This window comes from Rhizobium nepotum 39/7 (assembly GCF_000949865.1).
GTDB classification, from domain to species: Bacteria; Pseudomonadota; Alphaproteobacteria; order Rhizobiales; family Rhizobiaceae; genus Agrobacterium; species Agrobacterium nepotum.
On the sequence record NZ_JWJH01000071.1, the window covers coordinates 1 to 822 of the forward strand.

General features: G+C 59.6%; 1 protein-coding gene. It reads left to right on the forward strand.

Features of this window, described 5'->3' with window-relative positions:
• The coding region (locus RS75_RS24955) for an IS3 family transposase (RefSeq protein ID WP_045025286.1) at positions 1 to 770 on the forward strand (770 nt) is incomplete at its 5' end.
• Positions 771 to 822: the final 52 nt, after the last annotated feature.

The following is an 822-nucleotide window of genomic DNA, read 5'->3' on the forward strand; positions in this document are numbered from 1 at the left end:
GCAGAAACTGTCCGGCAATTAGGGGGCTATTCCAACGCCTTCATGTGCTGCTCAGGCGTGAGGGTCACCTTGTGAACCACAAGCGGCTCTTCCGGCTCTATCGGGAAGAGAAACTGACGGTGCGCAAGCGCGGCGGTCGGAAACGAGCGATAGGCACACGAGCACCGATGCTGATCCCGCTTGCCGCCAACGATCGCTGGTCATTGGACTTCGTGTCGGATCAGCTCACCGATGGTCGCAGGTTCCGGGTGCTTACGGTGGTCGACGATTGCACCAGGGAGTGCTTGGCTCTCGTCGCCGATACGTCGCTTTCCGGTCTGCGGGTTGCCCGTGAGCTGGACCGGATCATCGAGGGACGAGGCAAGCCGAAGATGATCGTCAGCGACAATGGTAGCGAGTTCACCAGCAACGCGATCTTGCAATGGACGGATCGGACCAAGGTGGAATGGCACTACATCGCACCGGGCAAGCCGATCCAGAACGCCTTCATCGAAAGCTTCAATGGGCGGCTGCGAGACGAGTTCCTGAATGAGACTCTCTTCTCGTCGCTGGCTCATGCTCGATCAGCGCTTTCAAACTGGCGCTACGATTACAACGATCACCGCCCACACTCTGGCCTCGGCTGGCTGACACCCGCCGAGTTCGCTCAGACAATCAACCCGCGACGTGATGCGGTGCTGCGCAGCCGAAATGGCTCCGCACCGCACCCCGCCGCTACCGCCCCGAATACAGCAACCCAAAACCGCTGGAGCGAACTCAAAACTGGATAAAACTTGGGGGCAAGGTCACCGCCTCTGCCACAGCCGTATGATGTTTGCGAGA